This window comes from Mycobacterium sp. E2238 (assembly GCF_001672665.1).
In the GTDB taxonomy this organism is placed as follows: domain Bacteria; phylum Actinomycetota; class Actinomycetes; order Mycobacteriales; family Mycobacteriaceae; genus Mycobacterium.
In genome coordinates this window covers 1-9,500 of record NZ_LZKF01000244.1, presented here as the reverse complement: position 1 = coordinate 9,500, position 9,500 = coordinate 1, and the positions used below count along the sequence as shown (strand labels likewise).

The following is a 9,500-nucleotide window of genomic DNA, read 5'->3' as shown; positions in this document are numbered from 1 at the left end:
GCGAACCTCGCGATTGCCCCGGCCCGCAGGTAGTCGCCATAGGAGAAACCTCCCGGCACCACCACGGCGTCGACGCCCCTGAGATCGGCATCGGCATGCCACAGGCTGACCGCCTCGGCGCCGACATTCCGCGCCGCCCGCGCGGCGTCGACGTCGTCCAGGGTCCCCGGAAAGGTGATGATGCCGATTCGTGCCGTCACTTGGTCTCCCGGCTGATCGTCCAGTCCTCGATCACCGTGTTCGCCAACAGCGTTTCCGCTATGTCGGCCAGCACCGAATCGTCGACGGTGTCGTCTACCTCGAGTTCGAATCTCTTGCCTTGTCGCACATCTGAGATCCCCGGATGACCGAGTCGGCCCAACGCGCCGACAATGGCCTGACCCTGCGGGTCGAGAATCTCCGCTTTGGGCATCACGTGAACGACTACCCGGCCCACCGGCGCTCCTCCTCAGATCTGTCTTCGCGCCAACTCTACCGGCGGAAGTGCAGCTCGGCCGTTACGGGCACGAGGCAATGTAGGCCTCGCAGAGGGGCGCGGTCATGGCGTTCAGCACGGGATCGTCCGCCATTGCCGGCCACGGGACCTGCGGCGGGCCCGACGACCAGAGCGTGAGCTCGCTGATCGTGCTGCTGGCCGGATGGGCGAGCAGGTAGGTGTGCATGACGACCGGACCGCTGATCACCGCGGCCATCCGGTTCGTTTCGTCGCTGGTGATCGACGGTGATTGCTGCGGCGAACGTTGCTGGCAGGAGCGCAGCGCGGCGACGGCGTTGCTGAACACCGACCCGGCGATGGCGCCGCCGCTTGCCGTATCGCCGCGCCAGTGCAGGATCTGCGCCTGCAACTGCCACTGCCCATCCGGGTGGGCGACCGTGGCGTGTGCCACGACGGCCGAATCGCGGGGGTCCCGCGGCACCGGCGGTGTGGCACACAACTCCTCGAACCGGAATCGAGGCCCGGGCGTCGACCCGGTCACCTGCGCCGCCAGGCCCGCCAGCGGCGGCCAGCCGTAAACCGGATCCAGCGGCACCGCCCGGCGCTGGATCCACGCGGAGTCGGGGATCTGGTCACACACGGGCGGACAGGCCTGCGGCTCGGCGTGTGCGGGCACAGCGACGATCAGAGCCACCCCGAGGCCGCCGACCACCACCATGGTCGCCAGGATCACCCGCATCGGCATCACCCCCGTCAGGGCACAATCGTAGTCATGCAGCTCACGCATTTCGGCCACTCCTGCCTACTTGCAGAATTCGACCACACCCGCGTGCTCTTCGATCCTGGAACGTTCGCGCACGGCTTTGAGGGCATAACGGGGTTATCGGCCATCCTGATCACCCATCAGCACCCCGACCACGTCGACGGCAGCCGCCTGCCGGCGCTGCTCGAAGGCAACCCGGACGCCGCGCTGTACGCAGACCCGCAGACCGCCGCCCAGCTGGGCGCGCCGTGCCAGGCCGTGCACGTCGGTGACGAGCTGACGATCGGTGAGCTGACGGTTCGCGCGGTCGGCGGCAAACACGCCGTAATTCACCCCGAAATCCCTGTGATAGAGAACATTTCATTTCTGGTGGGCGACGGCGATCATCGCGCCAGGCTGATGCACCCCGGTGATGCGCTCTTCGTGCCCGACGAGCCCGTGGACGTCTTGGCGACACCGGCGGCCGCCCCGTGGATGAAGATCGCCGAGGCCGTCGACTACCTGCGCGCGGTGGCGCCGGCGCGTGCGGTGCCCATCCACCAAGGGATCATCGCCCCGGATGCACGGGGGATCTACTACGGCCGGCTCACCGAGATGACCACGACCGATTTCCAGGTGCTGCCCGAGGAGGACGCGGTCACCTTCTGACCGCTACTCACCTCGAGGGTCACGCCGGCGTGCCGTTCGGCGATGGGCCACAGCGCTAGGCGATGTCGTCGGCCACGCCGCGGCCGGCGGCCCGGCCGGAGAAGATGCAACCACCCAAAAACGTGCCCTCCAGGGCGCGGTAGCCGTGCACGCCGCCCCCTCCGAAGCCGGCCACCTCACCGGCGGCGTACAACCCGTTCAAGGGTGTGCCGTCGGCTTTCAGCACGCGGGCGGCCAAGTCGGTTTCGATGCCGCCCAACGTCTTTCGCGTCAGGATGTGCAGTTTTACCGCGATCATCGGGCCTGCCTTCGGATCGGTCAGCCGGTGCGGTGCCACCACCCGGCCCAGCCGGTCGCCCAGATAGCCCCGGGCGGCGCGGATCGCGGTGATCTGGCCGTCCTTGCTGAACTTGTTGGCCACCTCGCGGTCGCGGGCGGTCACCTCGCCCTCCACAGTGGCGTAATCCAGCGGCGCCACGTCGGGCAACTTGTTCATGCCGGTGACCAACTCCCGCAACGAGTCTGCGCTGACGAAGTCCACACCCCGGTCGACGAACGCCTGCACCGGCCCCGGCGGCCCGGAGCGCGCCCGGTTACGCAGCAGCTCGCGCAGGCTCTGCCCGGTCAAATCGGGATTCTGCTCCTGCCCAGACAGTGCGAATTCCTTCTCGATGATTTTGGCGTTCAACACAAACCACGTGTAGTCGTATCCGGATTTGGTGATGTATTCCAGCGTGCCGAGGGTGTCGAAACCGGGGTACAGCGGCACCGGCAACCGCTTGCCGGTCGCGTCGAGCCACAGCGACGACGGCCCCGGGATGATCCGGATCCCGTGCAGCGGCCAGATCGGGTCGTAGTTGGTGATGCCCTCGGTGTAGTGCCACATCCGGTCAGGGTTGATCACCCGCGCACCGGCCCGCTGGGAGATGCCGATCATCCTGCCGTCAACGTGAGCGGGCACGCCGCTGAGTAACTGCTCGGGTATGCGGCCCATCCGCTCGGGCCAATTCTTCCGCACCAGCTCGTGGTTGCCGCCGATGCCGCCACTCGTGACTATCACCGCGGGAGCACGGAACTCGAACTGCCCCACGGCCGTTCGTGATGACGCCACGCCCCTGGGCGCGGCAGAGGGCTCCAGCACAGTGCCCCGGACGCCGGTCACCGCGACGCCCTCGACGATCAACTCGTCGACCTGGTGGCGGTGCGCGAAGCGCACTGTCGAGCGGTCCCGCAGCTGACGGGCGAAGATCTCGACCAAAGCGGGTCCGGTGCCCCAGGTGATGTGGAAGCGAGGCACCGAATTGCCATGGCCCTGTGCGTCGTACCCGCCACGTTCGGCCCAACCCACCAACGGAAAGAGCTTGAGTCCCCGGTCACGCAGCCAACGGCGCTTCTCCCCCGCAGCGAAATCGACGTAGGCGTGCGCCCATTGGCGTGGCCAGTAGTCCTCGGGCCGGTCGAACGCTGCGGTACCGAGCCAGTCCTGCAGGGCGAGTTCGTGGCTGTCGCGGATCCCCAGACGGCGCTGCTCGGGGCTGTCGACGAAGAACAGGCCGCCGAACGACCAGAACGCCTGCCCACCCAGGTTGGCGCTACTCTCCTGGTCGACGATCAGCACCCGCAGGCCCCGGTCCACCAGTTCGCAGGCGGCGACCAGCCCTGCGAGTCCCGCCCCCACGATGATGGCATCGGCGCCGAACCCCGCGGCCGAAGAATCGCTCATGTCGGACCAGGGTAGTGCCCGCGCCGGACGGGTTGAGGGGACGCTTGGTCAGGCCGCGTCGAGAATCGCCTTGTCGCGCCGCCAGCGGTAAACCGCGGGCGCACAGCCGTGCATCAGCGACAGATCGACGGCGTCCACCATCGCCTGCAGCGGACCGGGTTTGCGCAGGTGACGAGCGGCTACGGCGACCCGCACCACCCCGCCGCGCCGGGCGATCCGCTCGGCGGACAGCACCACCATCCGGCACCACCACGGTTCGGTGAGAAAACCCTCCCCGATACCCAACACCCGGGAGCGCACCGTGGTGTGCCGAACCAGGTCGGTAATGCCATGCAGGTCGGCAAGCAGGCGAAAACCGTTGTCCGGCAAGGCCTTGATCACTCCCGGGGAAACCACCCAGCCGGGCGCCGCGAACAGCCGCGTGCGCAGCCCGAGGTGCTCGAGCACCCGGTCGGCAGCCATCAGCCGCAGGTTTGCCTCGTGTGCCCGAAGGATCGCGAACTCGCCGCGCCGCTTCTTGGTGGCCGCGTCGTCGTAGCCGTGCAGCACGATCGCATCGCCGCCGGAACGCCGGTCGGTCAACCATTCGACGGTGCGCGGGTCGTGGTCGAGTCGGTAGTCACCACTGAGCCGGGGTGCCACCAACAGCGACACCGGCACGTTACGGGCATCCATTTGCGCGCAGAACGCCTCAACGTCAGGCAGGGTACGTTCGCCTATCCCCGAGACCGAGACGATCAATTTTCCAGCCACACCCGCAGTTTGACGATCTCAGGTGTCGGAATGGTGAAGGACACGCAGACGGCAGGCGTATATCGGTACCGCAGGTCCTGCAGATTCGGCCGCGCGGCATGGGCCTACGGGCGACCGCGGAGGGAATCGGTTCGATATGCTAAGCAACGCCATGGATCAGGCCCCGTACGCAGCGGCCGACACCCCGCTGCCTTACGTCCCCGCCCCGCAGCTGGGCGAGGGTGAGCCGGTCTATCCCGACAAGCTGGATGCTGGACTGTTGCGCATTTCCGGCGTATGCATCCTGGCCACGGTGATGGCGATCGTGGATGTCACCGTCGTCAGCGTCGCGCAGCGCACCTTCATCGACCAATTCGCCTCCTCGCAGGCCGTCGTCGCATGGACGATGACCGGCTACACCCTGGCGTTGGCGACCGTCATACCGATCACCGGGTGGGCGGCCGACCGGTTCGGCACCAAGCGACTCTTCATGGGCTCCGTGCTGGCGTTCACGCTGGGCTCACTGCTGTGCGCGTTGGCCGCGAACGTCTTGCAGCTCATCATCTTTCGGGTGGCCCAAGGCATCGGCGGCGGCATGCTGTTGCCCCTGAGTTTCATGATCTTGACCCGCGAAGCGGGCCCTTTGCGGCTCGGTCGCCTGATGTCGATCCTGAGCATCCCGATGCTGTTAGCCCCGATCGGTGGTCCGATCATGGGCGGCTGGCTCATCGGCACCTCGAGCTGGCGGTGGATCTTTCTGATCAACCTGCCGATCGGAGTCATCACGATCGTGCTCGGGGCCATCATCTTTCCCCGGGACCACCCGGCGCGGTCGGAGACCTTCGACCTCGTCGGCGTGCTGCTGCTGTCCCCCGGCCTCGCGACATTCCTGTTCGCGGTGTCATCGATCCCGCACTGCGGGACCGTGGCAGATCGCCGCGTGCTGATACCGGCGACCATCGGTCTGGGCTTGATCGCCGGGTTCGTTGCGCACGCGTGGCGCCGTGCGGATCACCCCCTCATCGATCTGAGATTGTTCCGCAACCCCGTGCTCACTCACGCCAATGTGACGATGCTGGTGTTTGCCGGCGCCTTTTTCGGTGCCGGCTTGCTGCTTCCGAGTTACTTCCAGCAGGTGCTGCACCAGACGCCGATGCAGGCGGGCCTGCGCATGATCCCCCAGGGCCTCGGCGCCATGCTGACCATGCGTCTGACCGGGCCGCTGGTGGACCGGCAGGGCCCCGGCAAGATCGTGCTGGTCGGCATCACGCTGATCACTGCAGGCCTGGGCACGTTCGCCATCGGTGTCGCCAGGCAGGCCGACTACCTGCCCACGCTGCTGATCGGCCTCGCGATCATGGGTCTCGGGATGGGCTGCACCATGATGCCGCTGTCGGTCGCCGCGGTGCAGGCGCTTGCCCCGCACCAGATCGCCCGGGGCACGACGTTGATGAGCGTGAGCCATCAGGTCGGCGGGTCGGTGGGCACCGCGCTGATGTCGATGATCCTGACCAATCAGTTCAACCGGAGCGACAACATCGTCGCCGCGAACAAGTTTGCGGCGCTACAGCAGCAGGCCGCCGTCAGCGGGGTGCCGGTCGACCAGTCCGCGATGCCGCACCAGACGCTTGACGCCGGTTTTTGGGCCAAGGTCGCACACGATCTTTCCCACGCCTATACGGCGGTATTTGTGATAGCGGTGGTGTTGGTGATGTTCACGATAATTCCGGCGTCCTTTCTGCCGAAAAAGCCGGCGAGCCAAACATTGGGTGAATAGCCCGAGGCCGCCCTGCGCGGCGGCGGTCGGCCGTCACGAGCTTGTCGAACGGTTCACTGCGCCCGCCCGCGGGTGAACATTTTCGCTCCGACCACCGGTCACCCGTCTGGCCAGCAGGAAAAGGGCGACAGACGAACCAAACGCCTAAAAGCTTCTACGCGAGGGTATCGGTATAGATATGCTCGGCAACACGATGCAGAAGGCCTATTCCGCCCCTTCCGATGCCGCGGGCGACCCCCCTCCAACCGGGCAGTCGGACACGGACAAACACGAGTCTCCCGACAAACTGGACGCTGCGCTGCTCCGCATCGCCGGGGTGTGCGGGCTGGCCTGCATCATGGCGATCTTGGACAACACCGTGGTGCTGGTCGCGCAGCCCACCTTCCTCGCGCAGTTCGGCTCGACCCAGGCCATCGTCTCCTGGACCATCGCCGGCTACATGCTCGCCTTCGCGACTGTGATCCCGATAACGGGTTGGGCTGCCGACCGGTTCGGCACCAAACGGCTCTTCATGGGTTCGATCTTGCTCTTCACGCTGGGCTCACTCCTGTGCGCGTTGGCGCCGAACATCCTGACACTTATCATCTTTCGAGTAGTCCAGGGTGTGGGCGGTGGCATGTTGTTGCCGCTGAGTTTTGTGATCCTGACGCGCGAGGCCGGCCCCAAACGTGTCGGCCGCCTCATGGCCATCGGCGGCCTCCCAATTCTGCTCGGCCCCATCGGTGGCCCGATTCTGGGCGGCTGGCTGATCGATTCCTACGGCTGGAAATGGATCTTCTTCGTCAACCTGCCGGTCGGTCTCGCCGCATTCGCTCTCGCGGCGGTCATGTTCGCCAAAGACCGCTCGGCCCCGTCGGAGGCATTCGACTTCGTCGGTGTGCTACTGCTGTCGCCCGGCGTGGCGGCGTTCCTGATCGGGGTGTCGTCCATCCCGGGCCGGGGCACAGTGGCCGACCGCTACGTCCTGGTACCAGCGCTTCTCGGGCTGGCCTTGATCGTCGCATTCGTCTTGCATGCCTGGTATCGCGCCGATCACCCACTGATTGACCTGCGGCTTTTCCAGAACCGCGTTGTCACCGAAGTCAACGTGACGTTGCTGGTATTCGCCGTTGCATTCGTTGGCGCCGGGCTGCTGGTTCCGAGCTATTTCCAGGTCGTTATGCACGAAACCCCGATGCAGGCCGGGCTGCACATGGTGCCGGTAGGAGTCGGTGCACTGGTGACCATGCCGCTCGGCGGGGCATTCGTGGACCGGCGGGGGCCGGGCAAGATCGTGGTGGCCGGCCTCGCGCTGATGGCCGTGGGTCTGGGCATCTTCACCTTCGGAGTGTCCAGGCAGGCCGCCTATCAACCGATGCTGCTGGTCGGGTTGACGGTCATGGGCCTGGGCATAGGCTTCACCACGACGCCGCTCAATGCGGCGCTGATGCAGTCGCTGGCGCCGCATCAGATCGCCCGCGGGACGACGTTGATGAGCGTCAACCAACAGATCGGTGGCTCGATCGGAGCCGCCTTGATGGCGGTGATACTGACCAATCAGTTCAATCACAACGCGTACATCGCCAGTGCAAACAAGTTGGCGGCTCTGCAAGGTGACGCCGCCAGACGTGGGCAGGCGGTCGACCCTGCTGCCATTCCGCGGCAGACGACCAGTCCCGATTTCGCGGGCAACCTTATGAACAGTCTTTCCCACGCCTACACGGTGGTCTACGTGCTGGCTGTCGTGCTGGTCGCGTTGACGATGATTCCGGCGTGGTTCTTGCCGAAGAAGGTACCGAGCCACGCGGTCGAAGGGTGAGCCGCCGTCACCGTTCTCCAGAGCCGCCGCCATCACTGTGGCCTTCGGCCACAGCCAACAGCCAACAGCCAGGCGTACTGGAACGCGGTCTCCTGCCACGCCTTGTAGCGACCACTGACCCCGCCGTGTCCGGCGTTCATCTGGGTCTTCAGCAGAATCGGACTGCCGTTGGCATTGGCGTGCCGCAAAGCCGCCACCCACTTGGCCGGCTCGACGTAGTAGACCCTGGTGTCGTTCAGGGAAGTCATCGCCAAAATGGCCGGGTACTGCTTGGCCTCGACATTCTCGTAGGGCGAATATGACTTCATGTAGGAATAGACATCTTTGTCCTGCAATGGGTTTCCCCATTCGTCCCATTCCGTGACGGTCAGCGGCAAGGAGGGATCGAGGATGGTGGTCAGCGGGTCGACGAACGGGACCTGCGCCAGGATGCCGGCGAAGAGATCCGGCGCCAGGTTGGCGACCGCCCCCATCAGCAGGCCGCCCGCACTGCCGCCCAGCGCCACCAGCTGATGCGGCCGGGTGACACCCGTGTCGACCAAGTGCCTTGCCACGGCTACGAAGTCGGTGAAGGTGTTCTTCTTCTCCAACAGCTTCCCGTGCTCGTACCACGGCCGGCCCATCTCACCGCCACCGCGGACGTGGGCGATGGCGAAGACCATTCCGCGGTCGAGCAGCGACAACCGAGCGATGGAGAAGCTGGGGTCGGTGCATATCTCGTAGGCGCCATAGCCGTAAAGCAAGGCCGGCGCCGGGAATTCGATCCCCGCGCGGTGCACGATGGATACCGGGATGCGGGTCCCGTCGTCCGCAAGGGCCCAGTCGCGCCGCTCTACGTAGTCCTCGGTGCGATAACCGCCGAGGACGGGTTGCTCACGCAGCAACGTTCGTTCTCCGGTGGCAAAGTCGATGTCGTATACCCGCGCCGGGATGACCAGCGACCCCGCTCTGATTCGCAACTTGGGTGCATCCCAGTTCGGGTTGCCCGCAAGACCGGCCGACATCAGCTCCGAGTCGAACGTAATCTCCTCGGGCTCACCGTATTCCCCTCCGGAATCGATGTGCCACACCTGGAGCCTGGGCAACGCCTCCCGCCGGTAGCTGACCACCAGATGGCCGGCGAAGGCGTCGACGCCGTCGAGTCGCACGTCGTCGCGGTGCGGGATCAGCGTGCGCTGCCGGGTCGGATCGCTCACCGGCGCTTCGGTCAGCGCGAAGTTCACCGCGGCCTCGTTGTGCAGAATCAGGAACCGGTCCTGCCCACCGACCACCGCATGCTCGACGGCGTACTCGATGCCTTCGCGCCGCGGCAGCACGACGGTGAAGGTTGCACGCGGGTCGGCGGCGTCGGCGTACCGGTACTCGGAGGTGATGGACGAACCCGATGCGATCAATACATAGGTCTCGCTCCGGGTGAGCCCCACGCCGAGCCAAAACCGTTCGTCGGCCTCGTGATACACCAACTCCGCGGCCTCGCCGGAGCCGACCCGGTAGCGCCAGACCTTGTCCGGGCGGTGCGCCTCATCCAGGGTCAGGTAGTACACGGTGCGGTTGTCGGCCGCCCAGGTCGCGCCCGCCCCGATGTCGGCGATCTGGTCCGGATACAGCTCGCCGGTGCGCAGG

9 protein-coding genes are annotated in these 9,500 nt (G+C 66.2%); 3 read left to right on the top strand and 6 right to left on the bottom strand.

Annotated features, from left to right (window positions below):
- From A5711_RS21980 to A5711_RS21970, 3 genes are all read right to left on the bottom strand, one after another.
- Window positions 1–200, bottom strand: a 200-nt coding sequence (locus A5711_RS21980) for a phosphoribosylformylglycinamidine synthase subunit PurQ (RefSeq protein WP_197520076.1), incomplete at its 3' end; no start/stop codon positions are given.
- Window positions 197–436: a phosphoribosylformylglycinamidine synthase subunit PurS gene (gene purS / locus A5711_RS21975; RefSeq protein WP_066955000.1), complete on the bottom strand. Its 240-nt coding sequence runs from the start codon at window positions 434–436 to the stop codon at window positions 197–199. The genes A5711_RS21980 and purS, both read right to left, overlap by 4 nt.
- Before the next feature lie 61 nt (window positions 437–497).
- On the bottom strand, window positions 498–1,232 hold the full coding sequence (locus tag A5711_RS21970) for an ATPase (RefSeq protein WP_197520845.1): 735 nt from the start codon (window positions 1,230–1,232) through the stop codon (window positions 498–500).
- On the opposite strand from A5711_RS21970, the gene A5711_RS21965 reads away from it, so the two are divergent.
- Entirely contained in the window at window positions 1,209–1,847 is a 639-nt protein-coding gene (locus A5711_RS21965) for an MBL fold metallo-hydrolase (protein WP_067950259.1), read from the top strand. The genes A5711_RS21970 and A5711_RS21965 overlap by 24 nt on opposite strands.
- Before the next feature lie 55 nt (window positions 1,848–1,902).
- On the opposite strand, the gene A5711_RS21960 is transcribed toward A5711_RS21965, so the two are convergent.
- Window positions 1,903–3,570 carry an FAD-binding dehydrogenase gene (locus A5711_RS21960; RefSeq protein WP_067950257.1) on the bottom strand — a complete coding sequence of 556 codons (1,668 nt, stop codon included), beginning with the start codon at window positions 3,568–3,570 and terminating at the stop codon, window positions 1,903–1,905.
- A gap of 48 nt (window positions 3,571–3,618) precedes the next feature.
- Complete coding sequence (locus tag A5711_RS21955) at window positions 3,619–4,323, bottom strand: DUF2334 domain-containing protein (RefSeq protein WP_067950255.1); 705 nt, start codon at window positions 4,321–4,323, stop codon at window positions 3,619–3,621.
- A gap of 136 nt (window positions 4,324–4,459) precedes the next feature.
- Here A5711_RS21955 and A5711_RS21950 point away from each other — a divergent pair, with 136 nt between their 5' ends.
- The gene (locus A5711_RS21950) at window positions 4,460–6,079 is read left to right on the top strand and encodes a DHA2 family efflux MFS transporter permease subunit (RefSeq protein ID WP_067950253.1); all 1,620 of its coding nucleotides are present in this window, start codon (window positions 4,460–4,462) and stop codon (window positions 6,077–6,079) included.
- A 178-nt stretch (window positions 6,080–6,257) separates the two neighbouring features.
- Window positions 6,258–7,877, top strand: coding sequence for a DHA2 family efflux MFS transporter permease subunit (locus A5711_RS21945; RefSeq protein ID WP_067950251.1), 1,620 nt, complete (start codon window positions 6,258–6,260; stop codon window positions 7,875–7,877).
- 32 nt (window positions 7,878–7,909) lie between these two features.
- Here A5711_RS21945 and A5711_RS21940 read toward each other — a convergent pair.
- Window positions 7,910–9,500 (bottom strand): S9 family peptidase (locus A5711_RS21940; protein ID WP_067950249.1); only part of this gene is annotated, 1,591 nt, incomplete at its 5' end.

What these genes read in the sequence shown, in the direction of transcription:
- A5711_RS21950 (WP_067950253.1), top strand. Translation starts at nt 4,460, where the DNA reads ATGCTAAGCAACGCCATGGATCAGGCCCCGTACGCAGCGGCCGACACC.
- A5711_RS21960 (WP_067950257.1), bottom strand. Translation starts at nt 3,570, where the DNA reads ATGAGCGATTCTTCGGCCGCGGGGTTCGGCGCCGATGCCATCATCGTG.
- A5711_RS21965 (WP_067950259.1), top strand. Translation starts at nt 1,209, where the DNA reads ATGCAGCTCACGCATTTCGGCCACTCCTGCCTACTTGCAGAATTCGAC.
- A5711_RS21945 (WP_067950251.1), top strand. Translation starts at nt 6,258, where the DNA reads ATGCTCGGCAACACGATGCAGAAGGCCTATTCCGCCCCTTCCGATGCC.